Below are 25,024 nucleotides of genomic sequence, written 5' to 3' on the forward strand. Positions count from 1 at the left end.
CCACGCTTTATAGTTGACGAAGTTCTTGTTTAATTTCTACTTTCGCTTTTGTTTTTTCATCAATTTGTTTAATGACGCGCGCTGGCACGCCTGCCACGACCGTATATGGCGGCACATCTTCTGTGACGATTGCCCCAGCGGCAACGACCGCACCTTTTCCGACTGTTACTCCTTCTAAAATGACCGCATTCGCTCCGATCATAACATCGTCTTCTACGATGACCGGTTTAGCTGAAGGTGGCTCAATGACACCAGCAAGTACCGCCCCTGCGCCAACGTGGCAGTTTTTCCCTACTGTCGCCCGTCCGCCGAGCACCGCGTTCATATCAATCATCGTTCCTTCGCCAACAACGGCACCGATGTTAATGACGGCACCCATCATAATGACGGCATTGTCGCCAATTTGCACTTGATCGCGAATGATTGCTCCCGGCTCGATGCGCGCTTTAATATGTTTTAAATCAAGAAGCGGAATGGCTGAATTGCGGCGGTCGTTTTCAACGACGTAGTCTTCAATCTTATGTTTGTTTGCTTCAAGCGCCGCTTCAATGTCTGCCCATTCGCCGAACACGACGCCGGTATGACCTGTAATAAACGTTTTCGCGCTCGGTCCGAAGTCGATGTCAGCGATGTCTCCTTTTATGTATACTTTCACAGGTGTTTTCTTTTTGCTGTTTTGAATAAACGAAATAATTTCATTCGCATCCATCATCATGGTCAGCTCCTCCTTATCGCTTTATTTTTTTACTTTAACAAATGAAACAAACGGTGACAAGCTTATTGTCGCTTTTCGTACATCGAGCGGTTAAACCGTTTTAATATTTCGCGGCGCGTAATAATCCCTACAAAGTAGCCGTCATCGTTTTCGACGCAAACGAACGGATGGTCAATAAGCAGCTTCAACGCTTTTAAAAATGAATCGTTCACATGTAAACGCGGCATATTTTTTTGCATCACTTGTTCGACTTTCATCGTCTCCAGCCGCTCAAATTCAATGCGTTCAATGCCTAAAATCGCATCCATAATCATCGTCATACTAATGAGCCCTTGTAGTTTATACGTCGTATCTAACACCGGAACAGCTGAATATCCTGTGCGCGTCAATACTAATAATGCGTGCTCTAAATGATTCCCCGCTTGCACGTGCGCCACTTTATCGGACGGAATCATCAGCTCAGTCAGCGATGGTTGTTGCATCGTCATTCCGCCTTTCACGATATAATCCCCATTTGTCATTGTACCATGTTCATTTCGATAAGGAAAAGCGAGAAGTAAAACAAAAAAAGCCTTCACACATGTGAAGACTTAATTCAACAAATCAAAAATTTCAATGGCGATCATATCAATGTTGTCAAATTGATAAGACTTCGGTTTTTCTCCTTTTTCGTACACTTCTAATACGAACGTGTTTGTTTTTTCATAATATGTAACGCTACATTTTTTTTCACCGTTTACTTCAAAATTGCGTTGCGGTGCTTCGTTCGTTCCTGTTTTCTGCTCTTGTAAGCTAATTAAACGTTGGATAATGCCTAATAATTGCGACACGACGTTCATTCCTTTCCGATACGTATTTCAACGACTATTCACTACTGTACCAAGATTCGCATAAAAAGTAAACAAAAACGAAAGCCCACCATAGCGGGCTTACGTTTGAAGCGCAACGTATGCAATATATCCGAGCAAAAGGACGACAAACACGATGTATGCAATAAAAACCGGGTTGCGTACATACGGATGGGCGGCCACTTTTTCACCGACGCTCGCATCGTATTCGCCTTGCACTTTTTGGCGCTTGCCAACTTGATACGTATACACAAATCCCCCGACTAATACCCCGCTTGCGATCAGTAAAAGCATCCAAGAAAATGTGTCCATCATCACTCACCTCAAGCTTACTTTTCCACCGCAAGCGATGTTTTATTACAAATGGACGTTATGTTCAAATAAATAATCATACGTTAAATCAATAAATAAATAATGGTGTTTGTCAATTGGATACGAATACGTGCGAATCATTTCCCCTGTTTCAATATCGCTGTACAAATCAGATAAAATGCCTCGTTTGCGCGAGCGCATGCGAATGATGTTTTCTAAAAAATATGGGCGCCAGCTCCAATTTTTCATATAATACTGCGGCTGTAATTCCCATGTTTCACCTTTTTTAAATATGTTGGCTGATTGTTGAAAGCCGTCTTCGTCGCAAACGTAAATGCGGAAACTGCAATCGCTTAACTGTTTCGCTAAGACGGAAATGAGCTCGTTAAACGATGACGCTTTTTTATGTTTTGCGACAAGCTCCGATACACGCGCTTGAAATTGTTCAGAAATATCGTATAACGCCTGCAGTTTCTTTTTTTCATGTTGAATAAACGTATGAAATTGGTCGCGCAACCGTTCTTTTAATAAATCGTTCGGAAGGAATGTTGGCGAAGGTTCATGCAAATAATAGCCTTGATAATATCGTCCGCCGTTTCGCCATGCATATTGTAGCTGAAAGGCGCTTTCAATGTCTTCATACAAAAGTGTCGCACCAATTTTGCGCGCTAAAAGCGAAATGGAATAAAGCACGTCATCGTACGATACCGTCGTCGCTGACGTGCGCAACGAATGCAAATCGATTTTTAATAAATCTGGCGCTAACAAACGAATGCGGTCTAGGTTGCTGCTTTCTTTCCCAATGTTGTCAACCGCAATTTGAATGCCGTATGTGCGCAAATACGTCAACACATGCCCGAGCTGTTGAATGTCGCCTTTAAACTGATGTTCGGTAATTTCAAGAACAACTTGGTTAAATTGTAATCCTTTTTCTTTATATTGAAGAAGCAGTTGTAAAAATGACTCGCCGCGGTCAATCATTAGCACGTTTGCATCGCGGTTAATGAAAATAAGCGATGATGGTTGCTCGCTCACAAACTGTTCGAGCGCTTTCGCCGTCACCGTATGATCGACTTCCATGCGAAACTCTTCTGGAATCGTTTCGTCGTGAAAAAATGGGCCGAGGCTGATGACTTCGTTGCCATGTTGAAAGCGACCAAGCACTTCATACCCGACAATGCATTGCTCATCGGCGCTAAAAATCGGTTGATAATGCGGAATGACTTGATCGATGTGTGTTAAAATATCTAGCGCATCCAAAGCGACGCTTCCTCCCCCGTTTTTTTCACTCATTATATCATAAATATCATAAGAAACGCGCGCGTTCATCGTACATCATCCGAGAAAAAAAGCGACGTCGGCAAACGTCGCATTAAAACGGATGTTGATTGAGCCATTGACCGCCGTCAACTGTAATGCACTCACCGTTAATGTAGGCGGCTGCATCGGAAAGTAAAAACGAGGCGACGGCTGCAATTTCTTCTGGTGTACCGAAGCGTCCGAGCGGCACACTATCTTTCACGCGCTTTTCCATCTCTTCGGATAAAATGAGTTTTTCTGCTCCGCCTGTTCGCTCAATTGGACCTGGAGCGATCGCGTTCACGCGAAAACCGTATTTTTTCCCCCATTCGACCGCTAACGTGCGCGTCATCGTTAACACGCCTGCTTTGGCGCATGCGGAATGAATGACACCTGCGCCAGCTCCCCAAGCGTATGTAGCGACAATATTAATGATGGACCCTTTTTGTCCTTTTTCAATCCAATAGTTCCCGACTTCTCGGCTACAATAAAACGTCCCGTTTAAAACGATGTCGATGACGCTGTTCCATCCGTTAATGGATAACTTTTCCGCTGGACAAATAAAGTTGCCTGCGGCGTTGTTAATTAACGCATCAATTTTTCCAAAACGCTCATCCGTTTCTTTCACCATCGCAGCGACTAATTCCGGTTTGCGCACGTCCATGACGATCGGGAAAACGCTTCCGCCAATTTCGTTTGCTGCTTCTTCGAGCGCTTCTTTTCGTCTTCCCGTAATGACGACATGCGCCCCTTGTTCAGCGAACTGCTTCGCCATATATTTCCCCATACCGCTTGAACCGCCTGTAACAATAATGACTTTTCCGTTCATCTCCTCAACCCCTTTTTATGAATGGTTATTCATTCATTTTTATTGTACTATATATTTAGAAAATTTTTAACATTGTTTTTTGTTGTTTTTATCGACTTTTTTCTTTTATAATGAGTGAAGAACATTTTCATAGTAAGGTTTGAAGCGAATGAAACGACGAGATTTTTTAAAAACGTTTTTTTCTTTGTTCGTCAAAGGGGCGTTGCTTTCAACAGCGGGATATATGTATGCGAAATATATTGAACCGCGACGGTTGACGGTGCGCCGTTATGATGTCGTGCATCCGCTTATTCCAAAAAGCTTTGACGGATGCCGGCTGCTTCAATTTAGCGATGTGCATATCGGGTATCATTATACTGTTCGTCATTTTCGACAAGTAGTCGAACAAATAAATGCGCTCGATCCGCATCTGATTTGTTTTACAGGTGATTTGCTTGATGAGCCGAACAAATATGAGCACGTTGAAACGATTACGACATTATTGAAACAACTTCACGCTCCTCTTGGGAAATTTTGCATTTACGGAAACCACGATCATGGCGGATACGGTACAGACATATATAAACGAATGATGACAACAAGTGGATTCCGTTTACTTGTAAATGAATGGGTATCCGTCAAACAAGGTAACGAACAAATTGTCATTGCGGGCTTGGATGATTTTATGCTCGGTAAGCCAAATTTCGCGAAAACGGTGCAACATATGCCGAAAGAAGCGTATACGATCGCTTTAATTCATGAACCTGATCTTGTGACGCAAGCAAGCGTATATCCATTTCATCTTCAGCTGTCAGGTCATAGCCATGGCGGACAAATTCAACTGCCTTGGATCGGTCCGCTCGTTACCCCTCCGTTAGCGAAACAATACGTCGAAGGATTTTACGACGTACAGCAACTTACATTGTACGTCAATCGCGGACTTGGAACGACGCGCATGCCGTTTCGCTTTTTAACACCGCCAGAACTTACGTTGTTTACGTTAAAAGCCGGGTCATAACATCAATCCGGCTTGAAATAAACATATGCTCCCAATGATTGAAGCGCCGACATAAAGAAGCGCTTCTTTATATTTTTTATGCGATAGGAGTTGAATGGCTTCGACGCTAAATGTGGAAAATGTCGTAAACGCTCCGAAAAATCCGACCGTAACTCCAATCGTTTGAACGCCGGACGAAAGAGCAAAACCGAGCCCGAATGAACCGAGCCAGTTGATGAACAAAATGGAAAGCGGTATAGGCGACTGTTTCGTCCAGCGCAACAACCATATGCCAAGTTTGTACCGACACCACGCCCCTAATGCACCACCGATGGCAACATACATCATGACGTCTCACCTACATATTTTGCACCAACTCGTTCACCGACATATATTCCTGCATAACAAAGAAGCAAGCCACCAACAAGTGAAGCGACAACATACAAACTTGCGCTAGCGATCTGTACGTGCCATAACGCCATCGTTTCTTTACTAAACGTCGACATTGTTGTCAATCCGCCGCAAAACCCTGTGCCGATCGCAAGCCGCAGCCATTCAGCAACTTTTCTTTTTCCGGCGTAAGACGTGAGCACACCGAGCAAAAAGGTGCCGATATAATTGACCATTAACGTTGCCCACGGAAATGTGAGAAACGGAAAAGCAAGCGCAACGCCGTAACGACATAATGCTCCTAACGCTCCGCCTATGGCGACCGCTCCGCTTTCTTTCATCATATCACCTCATTCTTCATCATCTGCGACATCGTATGCCATTTGAAATAACGTCATTTGGCTATCAACATCTTCTTCGCCATCTTTTCGTTTCACATAATGATATTCCCCATGTTCATTTTGTTCACGCGCTTTCACATTATCAGCAAGCAAAATGTGCAGCACCTCAATGAGCCGTTGTTTTAATTCGTGACGGAAAATCGGGAATAAAATTTCGATGCGCCGATCCATATTGCGCGTCATCCAATCGGCAGACGATAAAAAGACGCGCTCTTTCCCATGATGATGAAAATAATAGACGCGGCTATGTTCCAAAAAGCGACCGACGATGCTGCGCACGCGAATGTTTTCGCTTACTCCTTTGATTTGCGGGCGCAAACAACAAATGCCGCGCACAATTAAATCGATTTGTACGCCCGCTTGTGACGCTTCGTATAGCTTCATAATCAGCTGTTTATCCGTAAGCGAGTTCATTTTTGCGATGATGCGACCATCTCCGTATTGTTGATGAGAGCGAATTTCGTCGTCAATGAGCTGTAAAAATCGTTGCCGTAAATCAAACGGGGCGACGACTAAATGATGAAATTCCGGTTTTTCCATATAGCCGCTTAAATAATTAAAAAAGTTTGTCGCATCTTCACTAAATTGTTCATTGGCAGTAATGAAGCCGAAATCGGTGTACACTTTCGCAGTCGCATCGTTATAATTGCCTGTTCCTAAATGAACGAACCGCTCAATTTTTCCATGTTTTTGCCGAACGATTAACGTAATTTTACTATGCGTTTTTAAATGCGTCATGCCATAAATGACATGGCAGCCTGCTTTCTCAAGCTCTTTCGCCCATTGCACGTTATTTTCTTCATCAAACCGCGCTCTTAATTCGACGAGAACGGTCACTTGTTTGCCGTTTTCTGCTGCGCGTTTGAGCGCTTCAATAATTGGCGAATCACCGCTGACGCGATACAGCGTCTGTTTAATTGCCAACACATCTGGGTCATCTGCCGCATCGGAAATAAAGTCGATGACCGGTTCAAACGACTCGTACGGATGATGGAACAATAAATCTCTTTCTTTCGCTTTTTCAAATACGTCTTCTTCATCATCTAAGTCTTTTGGCGGCTGCGGAATGAGCGTTTCAAAAATCAAATGTTCTTTGTAGTGCGCCACTTCATGATAAAACGAAAATAAAAACGTCAAATCAATCGGCCCATCTATTTTGTACACATCTTTTTCGTGAATTTCTAGCTCATCTAATAAATAATCGAGCACCCATTCGTCAAATCCTTTTTTGCTCATTTCAAGCCGCACCGCTGCGCCCCATTTCCGCTTTTTTAACTCTTTTTCAATTTCTTTTAATAAATCGCGCGCCCCTTCTTCATGAATCGTTAAATCCGCATTGCGCGTAATGCGAAATTGCGTGACAGACAGCACCGTATACCCTTTAAATAGCGTATGAATAAACGTCGTAATGACATCCTCTAACAGCGCATAAGCGCGAATATCGTTGTTCGTCGGGAGAGGGATAAAACGATTTAACACAGCCGGCACTTGCACAATCGCTAATTTTTTTCGCTCATCGTCATCAAGAACGATCGCCAAGTTTAAACTTTTATTTAGCAACATCGGAAACGGACGATACGCATCGACAGCCATCGGCGTTAAAACAGGAAAGATGTTTTTCATAAAATACGACTGCAAATACGTTGTTTGTTCGTCGTTCCATTCATTTGGGGCAAGCAAATGTACCCCTTCAGCACGTAGCATCGGCAACAACGTCCGATTGTACATGTCATACTGCAACTTGACAAGCTCGTGCGTTTTTTTCGCAATTTTTTTCAACTGTTCTTTCGGCGTTAACCCGGCTTTATTTTCTGGCTTATTAAAACCAGCCTTCACTTGGTCTTTTAAACCGGCCACGCGCACCATAAAAAATTCATCTAAATTCGAACTAAAAATCGCTAAAAATTTCAATCGTTCTAATAGCGGATTACGCTCGTCAATCGCTTCTTGCAAAACGCGCTCGTTAAATGCGAGCCAACTTAATTCGCGGTTATTGTAATACATCGGATGACTAAAATCCATCCTCATCCCCCCATATGAAACTGTAATAAAATCGGTCGTTTTAACATTTTTTCGATATGCTTTTTATGTTTTTCGGCTTGATATTCTTCCGCCTTAAACGATTCGTTGCAAAAGATGTGTATCACGATCGTTTCCTCGTGACGTTCAAGCTGCAAACGGTTGACGATGTTTCGTTTCGTATCGTTTAAACTATAAGCAAATTTCAATAATGCACCAAGAAAACGAAGCTTTTTTTGTTCTGCACGAGTAAACCACGAATGAAACGGCTGAATATATTGTTTAAACAATGTTTTATTTTTAAATGAGGCGACAAGCGCAAGCTGCACGCGATCGCGATGGTTTAATCCGTCAATCGTTCGATTCGCCAAAATGTAAAACGTATGTTGGCTGCTCGCTTCTTCATCGACATATTGCCCTAAATAAAACACATGGGCAGCGCGTTTTAATAAGACGAGGTCTTCCCCGGTAAGCGGAAAAAGGGCGAGCGCACGTATTTGTTCAAACAATGGAATGACAAGTTTTAATACGTGCTGGACATGATTTGTATTCACTTCGTAGTCTTGGGCTAATTCAAAAAAACTTTCTTCTAATACGCTGGGAAAAGCACTCGGTCCGAACTGTTCATAAAAAATGCCGTCGCGCAAGCCTTTTCGGCTTAAAATAAACATCGTGGCATCTACCGTTTCATATAACGTTTGAAATACTTCAACCGCAGTAATAATTAAATCGGCTCGATCTTTCGATAATGCTTCCACTTTTTGTAGCTGTTCAAATGTCAACGAACGTAAATATTTTTTTACTTCAACGATATGGTCGCGCTTCATTTCATATTGATGAATGCCAGCAATCGGGTAGTTTTGCAGCATTTGATGCACTTGCACGACGTTGCGGGCGCTTCCGCCAATCGCGATAATTGGCAGACGGCGTTGTTTTAGCCACGGAAGCGACTGAAATTGTTTTTCGACGTACGCACGCAACTTCTGCAACTCTTCATCGGTCGGAACGTTCCCCGCAACAAAATCGCGTTTTAACGATAGCGCCCCAAATGGAAAGCTATGATAATCGACAAGTTCGCGATTGTGAAAATACGTCACTTCCGTACTTCCTCCGCCAATATCAACCGTAATGCCTTCGTGAAACGATGTCGATTGGACAACCGCTAAAAAACCGTAGTATGCTTCTTCATATTCGGATAAAATACGAATATGAAAATCAGTGCGCTCCGCGACGATGCGAACGATGTCATCGCGATTGCGCGCTTGGCGAATTGTTGCCGTCGCGACACATTTCACATCGTGCAAGCGATGAAAACGCGTAACATCTTGAAAGGTAAGCAACCCTTCTAAAAGCACATGTAATCCTTCGTCTGTCAACCATCCGTCTTCCGTTAAATAGTTGCGCAAGCGGGCTGCGATTTTTACATTTTCTCTCTCTCTCAAGCGACCGCTTTTGCTTCGTTCGTAAATGACAAGGCGCATCGTATTTGAGCCGATATCAATAATGCCGTATTTCAACGTTCGTCCTCCCTTATGAATAAAATGTAAAAAAAAATAAATTGAAAATTTTCCAAAAACATAGGTTATCGTGTATAATAAAAGTGTAACCAAATGAAAAGGAGTTGAATGCCAATGGAAACAGTCGAATGCACCGTTGAAAATTTGTCGGTTGCGCTGTTTACTGTCAATCGTCATGCGAAAACCGCTTTAAATCCTTCGTACTTGTATTTGTTGAAGAAAAAAACGATTGAAAAAATGCTCGAAGAAGGAAAAGCGAAAAAAGTTGGGCTTCATTTTTCCCGAAATCCGAAGTACAGCCAGCAAAAATCGGATGTGCTTGTGGCGATCGGTGCGTACTACTTCCACATACCTCCAACAAAAGAAGACTTCAAGCATTTGCCTCATCTCGGTACGTTGGACGATTCTTATCGCAACCCTGTTGTTAAAATGCCTTTGTCTCAAGCGAAGCGATTACTACAAGCGTATACAGGCATTTCGCCAGAAGATGTACAGCCGAAGCCGAAACGCTACGAGTGGCCACGCACGAATCGGTTAGGGAAAACATTTCGCTAAGGACAAGCCTTCCTCGAAAAACGGCAAACATACTTTATCATATTACACAAAAGGGCAGCCTCTTAATGAGATCGCCCTTTTTCATTCGTAATAAAAAAAATGGCATATTGATCAAACTGTTGCCCAACGACCTCCCATTTCATGGATGGGGGGTGTTGGTACAGAAACTGTTGTTCATTCATGCTGTAATCCTCGCTTTTTGTATTGTCCCTCCTTTTTTTATTAAACCATACGTGATAAAGATTGAAAATAGCTTTTCACGAAGAAATACAGATTAGTCAATTGTTCCTGTGCGTAAAATCGATACGTTGACATCCACATCCATTTGAGCTTCTCGATACAATTCGTACCATTGTTTATCCGTCAACTGCAATCCGCGCACCGAGTGGTCGTATATTTCCCCGAAGCCGATCGGATCGGTTTTGTATGCTTTTAGTTTATTTAATAGTTTCTCTATTTCTTTTTTCATTTGTTTTTCAATCGCTCGTTCAAGCGTGCGTATATTCGCCTGCGTAATCGGCTTCATTTTTTCCGACATCTCTAAAATTTCTGCTTTTATTTTTACTGTGACACGAAAATGCGGCGCTGGCTTTTGGCTGATGAGTTTAATTTTCCGTTTTGTGTGAATTTCGTTCATGACGATATCCATCTTCTTCCCTTTTTTCTTGAGCAGCAACGGAGCTACTTCGTCGCAAGACACCGATATTCTTTTCAACCCGACGTTATATTCGGAAGCTAATATTTTAATATAAAAACTTTCATCGAGCGACACGCTTCCGACTAGTTTGTCTCCGCGAAATAACGCCACTTTTTCAACAATCGGTTTATCATCACGCACCGATAAATAAGGTAAAATCGGGTCTCTGCCGACATCGTAATAACTATGAACAAACTCATGCAACGTTGCCGCAAGCAATGATTCGCTGCGCAAGTTTTTTTCAATTAGTCGATATAAGTACGTGCCAATGTCGGGCATATCTTCATGCTTTTTACTTTGTATCACTTGCTTCGCGCTCGGTTCGGAAACGGTTAAATAAACGAGCGATCCGATACTGGCATCGCGCTGCAACGAATCGGTTATCTTAAAAATGCCATCTTCCTCCGCTAGTTCTTTTCCGTACACAACAACGCGTAATTGCCCTGAGCTTAAATCGTGGCTCGTTCGCGCTTCTAAAACTTGACGAAATCCTTTGCCCGTTTTGTACGTCGCTTCAATCACTTCGGACATCGAAGAGCGGCCCGTTTGAAACGAAAGCATCACTGCACCACCTTCATACGACTTTCCTTTTTTATCGAAGGCAGCAGCGGTAATAATGCCTTGTTTTTCTAAGATGCGTGGCTGTATACATCCGCTTAACAATAACATACAAACGATAAGCCGTTTCATTTCGCGCTCCCCTTTGCCCATTTTTTTATGCGCACAAGCACGTACAATATAAACGGATATACAAAGCTAAGCCCAAATCCGTAATAACCGACTTGGTCAATAAATTCGTTAATCGTTGCCCGCTTTTCAAACATAATCGCAACAACGTACGATAAAAACGCAAAAACGAAAAGTAAATATTTTTGTTTCACACGAAAAAGCTCTTTTCCGCCGCGCGTCATCGCCCACATAAACATAAGTAAATTCGGTAAAACGACAAGAATCCAAAGCGGAATGAGGAGATGTTCAAATCGCTCAACAAATGGGAGCCTGACGATTTTAACCATCGATAACGATGCCCAAATGGTGACATCGAGTTGCTTCGGGCCAAAAAAGGCGATGGCGATGACAGTCACTGCAGCTACAAGAAACGTCGTTAATAAAACACCAAATTGGGCATAACGATGCGCGCGTTCTTTTTCTTTTACAAACGGATAAATGATGTACAATACTTCAAATCCGAGCATTGTGTATGCTGTTTTTAATACGCCGTTTGCCATTTGTTTTGGCGTCGCTTCCCAAATAGGAAGTAAATGAATCCATTCCGCGTATTTGAGCGGTCGACAGAAGACAAACACAATCCAAATCGTCATGAAAAACGTTAAAAAACTTGCACCTGCTACAAGGCGAAATCCTCCCCCGTACAACGCATATACGGTTAACAGTAATAAAATTAATGCCCCACTCCAAAGCGGAAAATCAGGGTACATCCACGTTGACATCATTTCAACATAACCGAGCAAAATGGACGTATACGCCATTAAAAAATAAACAACAACTGCGCCGTTGGCGATCCAGCCGAGCGCGCGCCCGTAGACGAACGTATGAAGCGAAAAAATGTTGTCATGTTCTGTTTGTTTTAACGTTTGACAAATGATGAAAACGACAAGATGAATCCATAAGCCGCTCAGTAACACAGCAATCCACGCATCTTGGCGCGCTTCGACAAAAATGACGCGCTGCACACCGACGATGCCAAGCCCGATTTGCGTGTTGTGAACGAGAAAAAAAACGAGATAAGCGTTAATCGATATCCGTTCGCGTGGCGTTTTCATCATTCATCTAAATCCTTTCGTTTCGCCGCTTCCCGCCATGAAAAACGGCGGGAGTTTTGCGGACGGTTCGTTTTCGGACGTTGGCTATAAAATTTAATTGGAAGGCGAACGAGCGCATATTTTATATCCGCCAAACGAAACGGATAAACAGGCGATAAATATGGACGTCCGAGCGATGTAAGTTTTAATAAATGAATAAGCAAAAAGCTGAAGCCAATAAAAATGCCAACGAGCCCCAAAAACGCCGCTAAAACAATAATCGGAAAGCGTAAAATGCGAAACGTCGTCCCCATTTCATAACTCGGCGCTGTAAATGAACCGAGCGCACTTAATGCGACGATAATAATGAGCACGTTGCTCGTAAAGCCTGCCGCTACCGCTGCTTGTCCGAGGACGATACCACCAACAATACCCATCGTTTGACCGACTTTTGTCGGCAAGCGCGCCCCTGCTTCGCGCAACAGTTCAATCATAAATTCAAGCAATAGCGCCTCGATGAACGGGGGAAACGGGACGCGCGAACGCGATTGACCAATCGTCAAAAGCAAAGCGGAAGGAATGACTTCGGGATGATACGTAATGACAGCAACATAAAGCGGCGATAAAAAGATGGAGGAAAAAATGCCGAGCATGCGAATGGCGCGCAACACCGTGCTCATCGTCCAACGTAAATAAATGTCTTCTGTCGTTTCAAAAAAGCTAAAAAACGTCGTCGGACAAATAATAACTGTCGGGCTGCGATCAACGAAAATGCCGATGCGCCCGTTCATTAAATTGTACGCTAGTCGGTCAGGAAGCTCCGTTAATAAATATTGCGGAAAAATCGTATACGCATGATCGTCCAATAGTTGAGCTAATACGGAACTGTCGGTCACTTCGTCAATGTGAAGCTCAGACAGCCGTTGTTTCACCGTTTGAACGTTTTCTTCATCGGCAATATCTTCGATGTACACGACGCGCACTTCAAGCTTGTTGCGCATCCCGATCATCATTTTTTCCGTCACTAATTTCGTATCGGTCACATTTTGGCGCAAAATGCGAATGTTCTTATCAATCGCCTCGGTAAATGATATTTTTGGTCCTAAAACGAGCGATTCCGTCTCTGCCTTTTCAAGCGACCGTTCGATATTTTCTGCGATGTTGACGGCAAGCCCGCTCTTTTCTTTTTCAATATAAATGCCTGCCCAGCCATCACGTATATATGTCGCCATATCGTCTGTCGTTTCACAAATGTGCACCGCGCCAATCGGCAAACAGCGCGCCAACTGTTCAATCGATACGTTCTCTTGTTCATAAATAAACGCTAGAACGTTTTGTTGCAATTGGTCATGATTAATTAAATTGCTTAAAAATAAGACATCGACCATTTTTCCTTTGCATTGAATGCGGCGGCACATGAAATCTGGCGAATGGGCGAGCCGTTTCGCGACATCATCGACTCGATTTTTTTCCGTAAACCACATGATGTTGCCCCCCTTTTTCTTCCGCTCCGTTTTTTACTAGTTTGCAATGACGGCTCGTTTTTATGCAAAAAAAGAGGAAACCTTAATTGGCTTCCTCCTTTGGCAACGGAATAAATTGTCTTGCTAAACTTTTTCGAAAGTGAAATTTTCGCCATTACTTCGTCTCCCCTTTATATGTTTGTTTTACAATGTCATATGAACGTTTCAACCGTTCGTGATATGTCGGTTCTTCCCAACCATCCCATGTATAGAGATAAAAATGGTTTGGATCTAAATGGGCCGGATATGAAAAATTTTTTTCATATACGCCGATGCGAATGCCGTCAATCGTTTTGCTGCTTGTTAGTCCACCTTGCCACATATCTCCCATCACTTCATGCATGCTCGGGTCTTTTACGTTAAGAAGCGCCCAAGGGATGCGAATTTCATATCCGTCTTCTTGTTGGCTGACACTGACGTCCGTCAATGAATTGTATGCTTCGTCATTCGGATTAGCTGTACCGAACGTCATGATACCTGTTTCATAAAAATCGAACGGATACGTTTTCCCTTTAATTGGTAACTTTTTATTGAGCGTAAGGCGAATCGGATGATACATGCCGTTATTTTTTTTGTGCGCATACGGCAGGCGATCAATCATTTGCAACATATGTCCGTAATGATAATAAAACGAATCGTAGTAGCTATCAACCAATAATCGCCCTTCTTTTTCACCGCGTAAATGGAGGACGAAGTCAACGCCTTCCGTTCGTACGTTCGGCACATCGAGAATAGTCGATTGTCCTTGATTGTTGATCGTGTCAAATAATATATATACGTCTTTGTTTTGTTTTACCGTTGTATCGTAACGAATGTATACGTATCGTTCGTCGCTTGTCATATAGAGCGCGCGGCCGTTTTGTTGGAACGCTGGAGCGATTTTTTGCAATGCCCAGTCTTCTTTTCTCCCATCGACTTTCATCATTTTCGTTTCGTCTGGCGCAGGGTCAAAACTTAATAGACCGAATTGCTGTTCGTTCGTTTGCGCGTTTGACCAAAACGGCCGACGATCTGGATTGTCGTAGTCCATCGTGTTCCACGTTCGTTTAAACCATTCATCTTGCCATGTGAAAATAAATCCGCCCGCCATCTTCTCGTGGACGATATCTTCAAATAGTTTTTTGTTGATAACACCTTGCTCTTGCTCGGAATGAAACCCTTGATTCATCCCGTATACGTTACGGTGCGTCATGCCGCGCGATGAAGGGACGCCAAATTCGGCGACGACGATTGGCATACGATGCACTCGCTTCATATCGTGCAAATAACCTGCATAGTTGTTTTTCTCACCGCGATGGTCGATATAATTGACGTATTTCGGCTCATAGTTTAAAAAGTCTGGATAATACGGATAAATGTGATACGAAGCAAACAAGCCGCTATGCATCGCTTTTGTCGCATATATGACGTTCGGATTGACCGATACGAAATCTTCTTTTTCTAACGGTTCGCTCGGATGTGTTAACAAATCGGTCGTCAACCAGTTTGTAAAGCTGACTGGCCGTTGCCAGTTGTACGTTTTCGTTTCATAGGCGATCGCTTCGTCCATCATGCGCGCGAGCCAAATTTCAAATGGGGAAGCACCTTTTGTATACACATACGCCCCTTGATAATCTGACAAGCCCGCATGTTTCGTATTTGTCGCATGGACGACGGTCGGCTCCCACTCGACGCCAAAAATCCAACCGAGTACATATCGTGAAATGTCGTGTTTATACACACCGCTCGCATGACCGGGACGAGGTGAAATCGTTGCCCGTCCATGCACAATGTCAATCGTTCGCTTTATTTCTGCGACAAACTCATCTGTATTTTCTTTTGCAAATGCATCGTTTGTACGTAAAAACGTTTCTTCATTCACCCAAACACCGTGAAATAAATATAAAGGCTGTTTTGCGATTTGATTATACTCGTAAAAAGCCTCATAAAACGCAGGTGGATGAATCGTATACACCCGTAAGGCATTCGCATGCATCGCCCCAATTTGTTTAAACCAGCGAAAATATTGTTCTTTCGTAATCGCTGTTTCTCCCGGGAAATGCCCCGGCTTTGCGATGCCCATGTTGACCCCTTTCAACAACATATTTTCCCATTTGCCATTTTTGTAAATTTGTATATATTGCTCACCAACGCGACCAGCGAGTTGAATGCCGTCGTCTGTTTTGGCGATCGCACGCTCGCTCCATTGCTTGTCATCGTTAGACGCTTGTTTTAAAATCGTTTTCATCATTGGAACGTACGCTTTCCAATAAAACGATGCGGTGCTGTTTGGATCGTGGCGCGTCGTCCATTTCCGCCATATGTCGATACCGGCCGTTTGATATATGTTTGGTACATCTGGTTGGTCGGCGTAGTCGCCGCAAAAATAGTACGCATCGTACCGATTGTTGTGATGATAAACGATCGCTGGAAACGTCGTCGGCAAACCGATCGCTTGCAACTTCTCTTTTCCGCTTTCCGATAACGAAAGCGTATATGTCGCTAACACTTCTTCGTCGTGTAACGGTTTGACAATATCAAACCAATAGGAATACGGAGTCGAACCGCTCACGCCAAGCTCTTTTTCCCCTTTTTTTGTCGGAGTAAAAAGCACGCCTTGTTTTCCGATTTCTTTTTTATGCAAAATGATAAGCCGATCATATTCATCGACAAGCATATAGCCCGGTCCGGTGAATGTATATCGTTTGTTGTATTGTTTTTCGTAGTTTTCTTTCACCCATACAGGCACTTCGTCATCTTCAAGCTTCGGAAAATAACGGCCAATCCAGCCCGTCCATTCAACGTTTAATAACGCATAAAATTTTTCACGAACAGCTCGATCCGTTGGGCTCGCAAACGAGTTAAACTCCGCAATAAGCGTTTTGTTTCCTGCAAACATCGCATCGTGCAAGCGATTCACTTCTTGCTCTGTCAAACCGCCATACACTTTTTTCGAGCGTTTCCCTTTCTTTTTTTCCACAGTGAAATCATTTTCATATACACCATACGTATCCGCCACATAAATGACATCGTACGGTTGTAACGATGTCGGCCATGGACGTTCCTGTTTCGTTGTCGGCACAAAACCGACGTAATCTTTCGATAATTCATAGCGCGTTCCGTTTGGTTTTACATATTTTTGTTGATTTAATAGCCAAACGAGCCCTGCATGTTCGCGATACGTCTCATCGGGAACTGTTTTATTCACAATCAGCACATTCAATGTCGTTGTCGGCTTGATATTCCACAACCAATATGGCGAAGAAATGGCAAGAAAAATACATACGATATATACAATGAGCCATCGTTGTCGGTTCATCATTTCGACACACCTTTTCTTTTCATTTCTCCCCAACCTTTTCTTTTTAAAAGTGCATCGACAATGCCTTCACAGCGCCATAATACTGTCAACGGACGATACCATAACGTCTCTGTAAAAGAGTAAAAAAGGAGGCGCACGACGTCGGATACGTTTGAAATTTTTCGCATTGTCCATTCTTCTAACAATACAGCAGCCATTGAAAAAATCGAGCCGTACAAAACGAAAACGAGGAATAGTAAAATCGCAAATTCAACATATATGTCTCCTAAGATGAGAGAGAGGAGGATGAGGATATAGACAAACAGTTCGACGACAGGTCCAAAAAATTCAATAAGTAAAAAATATGGCATCGAAATGAGCCCGATCGAACCGTAGCGCGGGTTAAACCATATGCGGCGATGAAGCCAAAGGCTTTCAAGTAGCCCGCGATGCCAGCGGCGGCGCTGTTTGCGTAAATCTGTCATCGACTCTGGTGCTTCCGTCCAACAAACCGAATCAGGAACGTACACAATTTTTTTATTCGCGTTCGTTTCTTTCACTAGTCGATGAAGACGGATGACAAGCTCCGTATCTTCCCCGACTGTATGCGCATATCCGCCCGCGCGAATGACCCATTGTTTCGAAAACACGCCAAATGCGCCTGAAACGATAAGCAGTAAATTGTGGCGGCTTAGTCCAATGCGCCCCACTAAAAACGCGCGCAAATATTCAATGACTTGCATGACGACGAGCGGCTGACGGGATAGCCCGATGCGCACGATTTCTCCTTTTTCAATGTCGCAGCCGTTGGCGATACGCACACTTCCGCCTGATGCGATCACTTCTTCATCTGAGTCGATAATCGGCTTCATCACTTTTAAAAAGGCGCGCCGCTCAATGACAGAATCGCCATCAATGGAGCAAACGTATGGATAAGATGAAAAATTAATGCCCGCGTTTAACGCATCCCCCTTCCCACCATTTTCTTTATCGATGACGAATAAATGGGAAAACTTTCGCGAGCGATATACCGCTCGGACACGTGCCGTTGGTAGCTGTTGGCGAATGACGCGCTTCATTTCAACAAGGTCAAAATCTCGCTTCAATCGCTCAAGCGTATCGTCTGTTGATCCGTCGTTAATGACAACAATTTCATACTCCGGATATTCGATGCTTAAAAGGGAGCGCACCGTCGCAAGAATACCAGCTTCCTCGTTGTAAGCAGGCACTAAAATAGAAACCGGTTTCGTATAACTGACATCGAGCATTTCTTCATACGGTTCCCATTCGTCCAATTCGTACATGCGTCGCAATTGAACGAACGAAACAACGAGTAAAAACGTATAAAACAAAATGACCGCCACCATAAAATAAAAGACGAACATCGCTGCCATTTCAATCATGTTCCCGACCCCTTTCTAACCATTCAAGCGCCATATCGCGCGCGTAGCGGTCGTCTGATGTTTGCGCAATGTGTTCGAGTATGTCCAGTCCGTTCGGCATGCGCAACAAAGCTTCCGCTGCTTGCGACCGAACGGAAAATACAGCATCTTTCATTAACAAGACAATATGATCGACCATTTCTTGCCGGCGCGTACGTGCGCACAGTCGTAATGCCATTAAACGCTCTTGCCAAACGGGAGATTGGAAATGAATGTGTAGTTGTTCAACGTCGAGTGGATATGACATTTGTGCTAACGCTTTTAATGCACGAACGCGATATTCACTTTGTTCATGTCGGAGCAGTGTAAGTAAAAATCGGATGTGAGGAAACTTTTTCATAATGCCAATCATGTCAACGATCGCGTATTGTATTTTTTCATGCCAATCGAAAAAATGATCGACCATTTTCGCAAACGTATCGTCGTCCATGCGCGATAAAATGAGACGATAATCAAATTGCGTAAATGACTCGTCAACGTTTTTCATATATTCATATACGTGCGGATGTTGAAAAAGCGCAAACATGTTCAATAGTTGGCGCTTTTCCATCGTCGTCACACGTTTTTGTTCGTACATGTTTTCTAATTCGGGCAAAAGGGAGCGAAGCCCAAAATCTTCAATGTAAAAGAGGGCGTTCATTCGTCTGCCGAGCCGGCGATGATACAATTGCTTATGCAAATAGTCAGCAAAATACGCTTCAGCTAACGATGTCGCGCGCGCCCTCACATCTCCGTTGGCGAGCACGCGGATAAAATGGTCTAGCAATTCGATCATCGCCACATATTGCGCAGGCGAAGATGGAGCGGGCACTTGTTCATCTCCGTACGCTACATAACGAAGTAACATTGGCTCGTACAATCGTTTGTACGTCTCTACTTTTTTTTTCCAACGCGCGTCTTTTCTTTTTTGCACAATTAAATAAAGGAAGATCGCTAGCAAAATGATCGATAATATCACGACGATCAAACTAAATAACATAAGTGGATTCGACATCATTAATTCATCCCTTTTAACATATGACGTATTCTTGCTTCAAGCTCAAGCAATTTAAACGGCTTTGTCATATAGTCATCCGCTCCTAATTCGAGCGCGCGCGCAATGTCGCTTTCGTTTTTTCGAGCGGTTAACATAATAACTTTGTAGCGCGATGCATCTTTTTTGTTGCGCAATTGTTGGAGCACTTCTAGCCCGTCTAATTTCGGCATGACGCCGTCTAAAATGACGAGACACGGCTCTTTTCCTTCATGCCAATCGCATGACATAAATTGCTCTCCATCTTTAAACGTACGAAACTCGAGCGCCACTCGTTCTTTAGGGGACATTTTTCGTACGACATCTGCTACAATGGCACGCACGATCGCATCATCATCGACAATGGCTACTTTCACTGTGCGGCGATACGACGTTTCTTGTTGCTTTGCAAGTACGACGCAGTTTCTTCCTGTGTTTTTCGCTTTATATAATGCGGAATCTGCTAATTCAATCCAATATCCAATCGGTTTAGACGGGTCGTTCACTTCAGCAATGCCGGTCGAAAACGTGCAAAAAAACGTCGTTTCACCGCTTTGAAACGGAATGCGTTCAAACTGTTCGCGCAGGCGTTCAAACACGAGAAACGCTTCGCTTGCTTCGGTCGCCGGCAATAACACGACAAATTCTTCCCCGCCGAAACGAATGACAATGTCACGCGCGCGAACGTTCGTTTTTACAAATTGGGCAAATTGTTTTAAGACAACATCGCCAATTAAATGGCCGTATTGGTCGTTTACCCGTTTAAAATGGTCCATATCGAGCACTGCCAAACAAAACGGCTCATGTGTGCGATGCCAGTCGCTTTTTAACTGTTCATACGCTTGTTTTAAATATTTTCGATTATAGACGTGCGTCAATTCATCTAATAAAAGCAGTTCATCAATGAGCTTTTTCCGTTCGAGCTGACGGCGAATGCGCACGATAAATTCATCGATCGCAAACGGCTTTGGAATAAAATCGTCCGCGCCCATTTCGTAACTTTTCATGCGCGTCTCTTTTCGGTCGTCAATGCTCACCATAATCATCGGCACGAATTGTTGCCTTAGTTTTTCTTTTAAAAACGTCAATACTTCAAAGCCAGTTTTCGTTTGCATATGAATGTCGATGACGACACAATCCGGGCGAACGTCATAAAAAGAAGCGACCGCTTTGATCGGATCAGCGATGGCGACGACATACCATCCGCTTTGTTCGAGATGTTCTTTCACATACATTAAAAACGACGGGTCATCATCAATGAGTAAAACGGTCGGTTCGTCCCCTTTTTTCGCCCCTTGCTCATTTGATGCCACGTCTCCAATTTGATGTTCGTAACAAAGTTGAAAAAGCGGAGTGAGCCGCTCTTTCACTTCTTTTGCCCCCCATTTTTTTTGTTCATCTTCACCCCATTGTTCCATCAGCTTCCGAGCATAGTTGCTGACATCGTTCATGCCGATCATCGCCGCTGTACCGGCAATGGCATGGAGAAGACGATAGACGTCTTGAGGGGCGATTTCTTCAACCGTTTCCCATTCTTCTAACCGTTTGCGAATATTTTTCAAAAAGTGTTGTTGATATTTGTCGTAACGACCCATAACAATCCCCTACTGTTTTATAAAATGTATTGATCGATCACTTGAACGAGTTCAGCAATTTCTGGTTTACTCACTTGCGCTGTCGCACCGACACGCTCTCCTTTATGACGAAGGTCATCTGTAATGAGCGAAGAGAAAATGACGACAGGTAAATGTTTTAGTTTGTCATGTTCGCGAATGCGTTTCGTTAAATGATGACCGTCCATTTGCGGCATTTCAATATCGGTAATAACGAGCTGCACTTCGCTTTCAACTGGCTTTCCTTTTTCAACGATCGATTGTAAATAGTGAAGCGCATCTTCCCCATTTTCAAAAAACTCAACGTACACATAGCCCGCTTCAGCAAGCGTATCGTGAAGCAGTTTGCGCAAAAGCGGAGAATCTTCAGCGACGATTAACTTTTTATTCGAGCGGTCGCGTTGACCTAGTTTTTTCACGCGGTCGACGTGAATGCCTGATTGCGGATTAATGTCGACAAAGATTTTTTCAAAATCAAGCAATAAAATCATGTTTCCGTTTAATTTCACAACGCCGATAATTTGGCTTTCTAATCCTTGATATATTTGCGACGGTTTTTCGATTTGTTTCCATGATATGCGATGAATTTGTGTAACGTTATGGACGTGAAACACAACTTTTTGTTGATTAAACTGTGCGACAATATATTTATCTTGCGCTGGGTTTTGCGATGGTCCGAATCCGAGCGCTTTTGCTAAATCGATGAGCGGAAGCACCTCGCCGCGCAATTCGATAATGCCTTCAATGTACGGGTGCGCATGTGGCACTTTCGTCGGTGCGATCGGCTGAATAATTTCTTTCACTTTAATGACGTTAATCGCAAAACGATTGTCACCGACTAAAAATTCGACAATTTCTAGTTCATTCGTTCCGCTTTCTAACAAAATTCCATGTTTATTTTCCATGAAACAGCCTCCGTTACAACATCATTTATTGCCATTTTATCATATTTCTTGTGTGCACGAACAAAATTTAATATAAGTACTCGCTTACTTTTCGATTCGCGACGTTCGTGTCGATCGGGCAAAGGTCGGCATCGCGCCCATATTGCCATATCCAGACGTTTGCACGGCAGTTCGGGACGTTCGGGCGAAATGTTGGTGCTTTCGCCGCTGAATCAACACCCCACATGCATCATTCCTCTTTTTTTACACTTCCTTCCATAATGTATGCGAAAATGTATGTGAATGATACATGTCTAAATAAAATTTTTAACCTATATAAATATTACTTTATTCCTAGGTAAAAACCACTATAATAAAAATATATAGAGACAATGGGGGATTTTCCATGAAAAGAGAGAGAGACAAAAAAAGCAAACGAGAATATTGTTGCAACAAACAGCACTTCGTCTTTTTCAAAAACAAGGATATGAACAGACGACCATCTTGCAAATTACAAATGAAGCCGGGGTAGCAAGGGGACTAATCCCCTCCGTACAATGGCAACGTAAATGACTTTTTGTTTCCATGTGAGCACCATTTTTCTTCGGAATGGAAAAAATAAGTTCGCATCAAAAACGAGTGAAAATAAAATCGTAACATAAGAAGTGTGACGGCTATATTCGTTTTTATTTTCAGAAAAAACAAACACATTGACATCTTTATGAACATGATAGACGTGGACAAGCGGAACGCGTTACAATGATTGTGAAGAAAAACACGAAAAGAGAAGGTGTCGACATGAAAGGGTTAGCCATTCTTTTTGATGAAAACCATACAGTAACAATTGTAGAAGATGTAGAAAAAGAACAACTTGAAGAAGTGGTAGACGAAGAAACAGAAGCAGTTCTTTGGTACGATGAAGAAATCGACTGGGATTACGGTTATTAATATAAGAAAAGCGAAAAGCGCATGCCTATCGTTTAAAAAGCTGGCGCTCGTCAGCTTTTATTTTTTTGCTTTTATTTTTCGGAATTTTATTTACAATTTATAAAAAACTCTTTATAATGTAGAAAAGGGAGAAGATTATTCTTCTCGCTAAGGGGGAATGAAACATGTATGGAAAATACAATGATATGGCGCTCGTATCGCAGCCGTACGATCTCGCCGATTATAAGCAAGCGGCACAATTCATTATCGAACAGGCGTTATTCCGTTTCGAAAGGGATCGGCTCATGCGCGACATCGATCAGTCGCTTGAGCAGCGGGATGAAGCGTTGTTTCTTACCCTCTCGACGCAATACAATGAGCTTCTTCAACGCTATCGTCACTTGGAGGATTTGGCATGATCGACTGTGAAACGACAGGACAGCACATAAGGTGAACGTTTTCAGCAAAACACATTGCGAAACGTTCACCTTTTATTGTTTAATAAAGAAAAAAACGAAGAGGTGAACGATCAAGATGCTTCCGATGAATGAACGTGTGCAACATATTCAACTATCTGGCATTCGGCAATTTTTTAATCTCGTTGCCCAAGAAAAAGATATGATTTCATTAACGATTGGACAGCCGGATTTTCCGACGCCCGATCATATTAAAGAAGCGACAAAACAAGCGCTTGATGAACAGTTTACTTCTTATACGCATAACGCCGGATATTTGCCGTTACGTGAAGCCGCTTGTCGCTTCGTTGAAACGAAATATGGACTGCGCTATACGACCGATGAAGTGATCGTTACCGTCGGGGCGAGCCAAGCGCTTGATATTGCGTTTCGTACCATTTTAACGGAAGGCGCAGAAGTCATTCTCCCTGCCCCTGTGTATCCAGGATATGAACCGATTATTCGTTTATGTGGGGCAACACCTGTATATGTCGATACGCGAGAAACCGGCTTTAAACTGTTAGCCGAGCACATCGAACCGCTCATCACCGAGCGGACGCGGTGCATCGTATTGCCGTATCCGTCCAATCCGACAGGAATGACGTTAACGAGCGATGAACTGAAACAAATCGCTGCACTTGTAAAAGACAAACCAATTTGGGTCATTTCCGATGAAATTTATAGTGAACTTGTGTTTACAGGCAAACACGAGTCGATTGCGACATGGCTTCCTGATCAAACGATCGTCATTAACGGCGTTAGTAAATCGCATGCGATGACCGGTTTTCGCATCGGTTTTTTATTTGCGCGACAATGGATTGTTGAACATATAGTAAAAGTGCACCAATATAACGTGTCATGTGCCACATCCATTGCGCAAAAAGCGGCGTTAGAAGCGTTAACGGTCGGAATAAACGATGCGAACGATATGAAAAAGCAATACGCGGAACGAATGACATATGTATATGATCGCCTTCGTGCCATGGACTTTGACGTCCAAAAACCGAACGGAGCGTTTTACATTTTTCCGTCCATTGCACAGTTTCATCAATCATCTTTTGACTTTGCATTACAGCTAGCAAAAGAAGCGAAAGTCGCTGTCGTGCCTGGAAGTGCGTTTTCGACATACGGCGAAGGATACGTTCGCATCTCATACGCTTGTTCAATGGAAGAGCTAGAAAAAGGGTTGGATCGCATGGAATCGTACATAAAAAAAGGTGCTCGCTAACAGCACCTTTTTTTACCACTCTTTATACCATTTATATAACGCTTGCGTTCCGCTTTGTTCTTCTCCGCGCTCGGCAAGCGCTTCATACAATTGTTTCGCAAGCTTTAAGCCCGGAAGCGACAACCCGAGCGTTTCTGCTTCAGCAAGGGCAATGCCCATATCTTTAATAAAATGTTTTACGTAAAAGCCAGGGGCAAAATCGCCAGCGAGCATGCGCGGCGCAAGATGAGACAGCGACCAACTCGATGCGGCGCCTTGCGAAATGCTTTGCAAGACGCGTTCGGGGTCTAATCCTGCTTTTTCGGCATACACAAGCGCTTCACGAAACTTACGCAAGGA

At 43.3% G+C, this 25,024-nt stretch carries 26 protein-coding genes; 6 read left to right on the plus strand and 20 right to left on the minus strand.

Going from position 1 to position 25,024, the window contains the following annotated elements:
* Window positions 1-7: 7 nt before the first annotated feature.
* The 6 genes from dapD to fadH form a co-directional block, all read right to left on the minus strand.
* The gene (gene dapD, locus ABEV15_RS09380; RefSeq protein ID WP_429632040.1) at window positions 8-715 is read right to left on the minus strand and encodes a 2,3,4,5-tetrahydropyridine-2,6-dicarboxylate N-acetyltransferase; all 708 of its coding nucleotides are present in this window, start codon (window positions 713-715) and stop codon (window positions 8-10) included.
* A 62-nt stretch (window positions 716-777) separates the two neighbouring features.
* The gene (cbpB, locus tag ABEV15_RS09385) at window positions 778-1,236 is read right to left on the minus strand and encodes a cyclic-di-AMP-binding protein CbpB (protein ID WP_429632085.1); all 459 of its coding nucleotides are present in this window, start codon (window positions 1,234-1,236) and stop codon (window positions 778-780) included.
* A 69-nt stretch (window positions 1,237-1,305) separates the two neighbouring features.
* Window positions 1,306-1,545: a YkuJ family protein gene (locus ABEV15_RS09390; protein ID WP_003396622.1), complete on the minus strand. Its 240-nt coding sequence runs from the start codon at window positions 1,543-1,545 to the stop codon at window positions 1,306-1,308.
* A 99-nt stretch (window positions 1,546-1,644) separates the two neighbouring features.
* Window positions 1,645-1,878 (minus strand): hypothetical protein, encoded by a 234-nt coding sequence (locus ABEV15_RS09395; RefSeq protein WP_498853045.1) that lies wholly within the window; start codon window positions 1,876-1,878, stop codon window positions 1,645-1,647.
* A 42-nt stretch (window positions 1,879-1,920) separates the two neighbouring features.
* Window positions 1,921-3,135, minus strand: coding sequence for an EAL domain-containing protein (locus ABEV15_RS09400; RefSeq protein WP_498853063.1), 1,215 nt, complete (start codon window positions 3,133-3,135; stop codon window positions 1,921-1,923).
* A 112-nt stretch (window positions 3,136-3,247) separates the two neighbouring features.
* Window positions 3,248-4,003 carry a 2,4-dienoyl-CoA reductase gene (fadH, locus tag ABEV15_RS09405; RefSeq protein WP_429635133.1) on the minus strand — a complete coding sequence of 252 codons (756 nt, stop codon included), beginning with the start codon at window positions 4,001-4,003 and terminating at the stop codon, window positions 3,248-3,250.
* Between the two features lie 148 nt (window positions 4,004-4,151).
* Between fadH and ABEV15_RS09410 the strand changes: the two genes are divergently transcribed.
* Window positions 4,152-5,000, plus strand: a complete 849-nt coding sequence (locus ABEV15_RS09410) for a metallophosphoesterase (RefSeq protein ID WP_498853046.1) — start codon at window positions 4,152-4,154, stop codon at window positions 4,998-5,000.
* On the opposite strand, the gene crcB (ABEV15_RS09415) is transcribed toward ABEV15_RS09410, so the two are convergent.
* From crcB (ABEV15_RS09415) to ABEV15_RS09430, 4 genes are read right to left on the minus strand one after another with little or no spacing between them, the layout of a single operon-like run.
* Window positions 4,995-5,327 (minus strand): fluoride efflux transporter CrcB, encoded by a 333-nt coding sequence (crcB, locus tag ABEV15_RS09415; protein ID WP_498853047.1) that lies wholly within the window; start codon window positions 5,325-5,327, stop codon window positions 4,995-4,997. The genes ABEV15_RS09410 and crcB (ABEV15_RS09415) overlap by 6 nt on opposite strands.
* Window positions 5,324-5,710, minus strand: coding sequence for a fluoride efflux transporter CrcB (gene crcB, locus ABEV15_RS09420; RefSeq protein WP_498853048.1), 387 nt, complete (start codon window positions 5,708-5,710; stop codon window positions 5,324-5,326). Before crcB (ABEV15_RS09420) ends, crcB (ABEV15_RS09415) begins: the two co-directional genes overlap by 4 nt.
* A gap of 9 nt (window positions 5,711-5,719) precedes the next feature.
* Window positions 5,720-7,792, minus strand: a complete 2,073-nt coding sequence (locus tag ABEV15_RS09425; protein ID WP_498853049.1) for an RNA degradosome polyphosphate kinase — start codon at window positions 7,790-7,792, stop codon at window positions 5,720-5,722.
* A gap of 2 nt (window positions 7,793-7,794) precedes the next feature.
* Entirely contained in the window at window positions 7,795-9,306 is a 1,512-nt protein-coding gene (locus ABEV15_RS09430; RefSeq protein ID WP_498853050.1) for a Ppx/GppA phosphatase family protein, read from the minus strand.
* A gap of 114 nt (window positions 9,307-9,420) precedes the next feature.
* On the opposite strand from ABEV15_RS09430, the gene ABEV15_RS09435 reads away from it, so the two are divergent.
* Window positions 9,421-9,861 carry a YkyB family protein gene (locus ABEV15_RS09435; RefSeq protein WP_004891336.1) on the plus strand — a complete coding sequence of 147 codons (441 nt, stop codon included), beginning with the start codon at window positions 9,421-9,423 and terminating at the stop codon, window positions 9,859-9,861.
* A 274-nt stretch (window positions 9,862-10,135) separates the two neighbouring features.
* Here ABEV15_RS09435 and ABEV15_RS09440 read toward each other — a convergent pair whose 3' ends face one another.
* From ABEV15_RS09440 to ABEV15_RS09480, 9 genes are all read right to left on the minus strand, one after another.
* Complete coding sequence (locus ABEV15_RS09440) at window positions 10,136-11,248, minus strand: Ger(x)C family spore germination protein (RefSeq protein WP_498853051.1); 1,113 nt, start codon at window positions 11,246-11,248, stop codon at window positions 10,136-10,138.
* The gene (locus ABEV15_RS09445) at window positions 11,245-12,345 is read right to left on the minus strand and encodes a GerAB/ArcD/ProY family transporter (RefSeq protein WP_498853052.1); all 1,101 of its coding nucleotides are present in this window, start codon (window positions 12,343-12,345) and stop codon (window positions 11,245-11,247) included. The genes ABEV15_RS09440 and ABEV15_RS09445 overlap by 4 nt, the downstream gene beginning before the upstream one ends.
* Window positions 12,342-13,805 carry a spore germination protein gene (locus ABEV15_RS09450; protein ID WP_498853053.1) on the minus strand — a complete coding sequence of 488 codons (1,464 nt, stop codon included), beginning with the start codon at window positions 13,803-13,805 and terminating at the stop codon, window positions 12,342-12,344. The genes ABEV15_RS09445 and ABEV15_RS09450 overlap by 4 nt, the downstream gene beginning before the upstream one ends.
* 154 nt (window positions 13,806-13,959) lie before the next feature.
* A complete protein-coding gene (locus ABEV15_RS09455) occupies window positions 13,960-17,145 on the minus strand; it encodes a hypothetical protein (protein ID WP_498853054.1) in 3,186 nt (1,061 codons plus the stop codon).
* Window positions 17,142-18,527, minus strand: coding sequence for a glycosyltransferase family 2 protein (locus ABEV15_RS09460; protein WP_498853055.1), 1,386 nt, complete (start codon window positions 18,525-18,527; stop codon window positions 17,142-17,144). The genes ABEV15_RS09455 and ABEV15_RS09460 overlap by 4 nt, the downstream gene beginning before the upstream one ends.
* On the minus strand, window positions 18,520-19,560 hold the full coding sequence (locus tag ABEV15_RS09465; protein WP_498853056.1) for a HEAT repeat domain-containing protein: 1,041 nt from the start codon (window positions 19,558-19,560) through the stop codon (window positions 18,520-18,522). Before ABEV15_RS09465 ends, ABEV15_RS09460 begins: the two co-directional genes overlap by 8 nt.
* A gap of 2 nt (window positions 19,561-19,562) precedes the next feature.
* Window positions 19,563-21,173, minus strand: coding sequence for a GGDEF domain-containing response regulator (locus ABEV15_RS09470; RefSeq protein ID WP_498853057.1), 1,611 nt, complete (start codon window positions 21,171-21,173; stop codon window positions 19,563-19,565).
* A gap of 17 nt (window positions 21,174-21,190) precedes the next feature.
* Window positions 21,191-22,096: a chemotaxis protein gene (locus ABEV15_RS09475; RefSeq protein WP_498853058.1), complete on the minus strand. Its 906-nt coding sequence runs from the start codon at window positions 22,094-22,096 to the stop codon at window positions 21,191-21,193.
* A 67-nt stretch (window positions 22,097-22,163) separates the two neighbouring features.
* Complete coding sequence (locus tag ABEV15_RS09480) at window positions 22,164-22,322, minus strand: hypothetical protein (RefSeq protein ID WP_155116432.1); 159 nt, start codon at window positions 22,320-22,322, stop codon at window positions 22,164-22,166.
* Between the two features lie 200 nt (window positions 22,323-22,522).
* Here ABEV15_RS09480 and ABEV15_RS09485 point away from each other — a divergent pair, with 200 nt between their 5' ends.
* The 4 genes from ABEV15_RS09485 to ABEV15_RS09500 all read left to right on the plus strand — a co-directional run bounded on the left by ABEV15_RS09485 (window position 22,523) and on the right by ABEV15_RS09500 (window position 24,685).
* Complete coding sequence (locus tag ABEV15_RS09485) at window positions 22,523-22,648, plus strand: helix-turn-helix domain-containing protein (RefSeq protein WP_498853059.1); 126 nt, start codon at window positions 22,523-22,525, stop codon at window positions 22,646-22,648.
* 225 nt (window positions 22,649-22,873) lie between these two features.
* On the plus strand, window positions 22,874-23,023 hold the full coding sequence (locus tag ABEV15_RS09490; protein WP_429632006.1) for a protein YkzT: 150 nt from the start codon (window positions 22,874-22,876) through the stop codon (window positions 23,021-23,023).
* A 164-nt stretch (window positions 23,024-23,187) separates the two neighbouring features.
* Window positions 23,188-23,421, plus strand: coding sequence for an IDEAL domain-containing protein (locus tag ABEV15_RS09495; RefSeq protein ID WP_498853060.1), 234 nt, complete (start codon window positions 23,188-23,190; stop codon window positions 23,419-23,421).
* Between the two features lie 115 nt (window positions 23,422-23,536).
* Entirely contained in the window at window positions 23,537-24,685 is a 1,149-nt protein-coding gene (locus ABEV15_RS09500) for an aminotransferase A (protein ID WP_498853061.1), read from the plus strand.
* A 12-nt stretch (window positions 24,686-24,697) separates the two neighbouring features.
* On the opposite strand, the gene ABEV15_RS09505 is transcribed toward ABEV15_RS09500, so the two are convergent.
* Window positions 24,698-25,024: NAD(P)-dependent oxidoreductase (locus tag ABEV15_RS09505; protein WP_498853062.1), on the minus strand; the 327-nt coding region annotated here is incomplete at its 5' end.

The organism is Bhargavaea massiliensis, from assembly GCF_050480245.1.
Classification (GTDB): domain Bacteria; phylum Bacillota; class Bacilli; order Bacillales; family Anoxybacillaceae; genus Anoxybacillus.

Bases quoted from the DNA above. Each gene is read 5' to 3' on its own strand.
- ABEV15_RS09480 (WP_155116432.1), bottom strand. From the start codon at position 22,322: ATGTGGGGTGTTGATTCAGCGGCGAAAGCACCAACATTTCGCCCGAAC.
- ABEV15_RS09470 (WP_498853057.1), bottom strand. From the start codon at position 21,173: ATGGGTCGTTACGACAAATATCAACAACACTTTTTGAAAAATATTCGC.
- ABEV15_RS09490 (WP_429632006.1), top strand. From the start codon at position 22,874: ATGAAAGGGTTAGCCATTCTTTTTGATGAAAACCATACAGTAACAATT.
- ABEV15_RS09440 (WP_498853051.1), bottom strand. From the start codon at position 11,248: ATGAAACGGCTTATCGTTTGTATGTTATTGTTAAGCGGATGTATACAG.
- ABEV15_RS09410 (WP_498853046.1), top strand. From the start codon at position 4,152: ATGAAACGACGAGATTTTTTAAAAACGTTTTTTTCTTTGTTCGTCAAA.
- ABEV15_RS09460 (WP_498853055.1), bottom strand. From the start codon at position 18,527: ATGATTGAAATGGCAGCGATGTTCGTCTTTTATTTTATGGTGGCGGTC.
- ABEV15_RS09495 (WP_498853060.1), top strand. From the start codon at position 23,188: ATGTATGGAAAATACAATGATATGGCGCTCGTATCGCAGCCGTACGAT.
- ABEV15_RS09435 (WP_004891336.1), top strand. From the start codon at position 9,421: ATGGAAACAGTCGAATGCACCGTTGAAAATTTGTCGGTTGCGCTGTTT.
- fadH (WP_429635133.1), bottom strand. From the start codon at position 4,003: ATGAACGGAAAAGTCATTATTGTTACAGGCGGTTCAAGCGGTATGGGG.
- cbpB (WP_429632085.1), bottom strand. From the start codon at position 1,236: ATGACAAATGGGGATTATATCGTGAAAGGCGGAATGACGATGCAACAA.
- crcB (WP_498853047.1), bottom strand. From the start codon at position 5,327: ATGATGTATGTTGCCATCGGTGGTGCATTAGGGGCGTGGTGTCGGTAC.
- ABEV15_RS09425 (WP_498853049.1), bottom strand. From the start codon at position 7,792: ATGGATTTTAGTCATCCGATGTATTACAATAACCGCGAATTAAGTTGG.
- ABEV15_RS09445 (WP_498853052.1), bottom strand. From the start codon at position 12,345: ATGATGAAAACGCCACGCGAACGGATATCGATTAACGCTTATCTCGTT.
- ABEV15_RS09455 (WP_498853054.1), bottom strand. From the start codon at position 17,145: ATGATGAACCGACAACGATGGCTCATTGTATATATCGTATGTATTTTT.
- ABEV15_RS09450 (WP_498853053.1), bottom strand. From the start codon at position 13,805: ATGTGGTTTACGGAAAAAAATCGAGTCGATGATGTCGCGAAACGGCTC.
- ABEV15_RS09395 (WP_498853045.1), bottom strand. From the start codon at position 1,878: ATGATGGACACATTTTCTTGGATGCTTTTACTGATCGCAAGCGGGGTA.
- ABEV15_RS09465 (WP_498853056.1), bottom strand. From the start codon at position 19,560: ATGTCGAATCCACTTATGTTATTTAGTTTGATCGTCGTGATATTATCG.
- dapD (WP_429632040.1), bottom strand. From the start codon at position 715: ATGATGATGGATGCGAATGAAATTATTTCGTTTATTCAAAACAGCAAA.
- ABEV15_RS09500 (WP_498853061.1), top strand. From the start codon at position 23,537: ATGCTTCCGATGAATGAACGTGTGCAACATATTCAACTATCTGGCATT.
- ABEV15_RS09475 (WP_498853058.1), bottom strand. From the start codon at position 22,096: ATGGAAAATAAACATGGAATTTTGTTAGAAAGCGGAACGAATGAACTA.
- crcB (WP_498853048.1), bottom strand. From the start codon at position 5,710: ATGAAAGAAAGCGGAGCGGTCGCCATAGGCGGAGCGTTAGGAGCATTA.